The organism is Bradyrhizobium sp. Mp27 (assembly GCF_029953005.1).
Classification (GTDB): Bacteria; Pseudomonadota; Alphaproteobacteria; order Rhizobiales; family Xanthobacteraceae; genus Bradyrhizobium; species Bradyrhizobium barranii.
In genome coordinates, this window is the sequence record NZ_JASAUS010000766.1 from 1 (window position 1) to 245 (window position 245).

1 pseudogene is annotated in these 245 nt (G+C 64.1%); it reads right to left on the minus strand.

Going from position 1 to position 245, the window contains the following annotated elements:
• A pseudogene (locus QJT78_RS53470) lies at window positions 1–189 on the minus strand (IS256 family transposase); the annotation flags it as partial.
• Window positions 190–245: the final 56 nt, after the last annotated feature.

Here is a 245-nt window from a genome sequence, read left to right on the forward strand (position 1 = left end):
CCCATGTCGGACCAGGCGCGCTCGACCGTCGGGCAGCGTCAGATTGGCCGTGCTGGCCAGAAACGCGCCAACCTCGATCTCGATCGCCCTGGCAAGCAGGTCCCGCGCGCCGGCACGAACGATATCGGTCAGTGGATCATCAACCGCGGACGGCTGACGGAAAGCAAGAACATTGGTAGTCTCGGTCATGGCGTATCGCTCTCCTCGAGAGGTTCTGGCAGGCTCGTCACCCGCCTCGATACGCC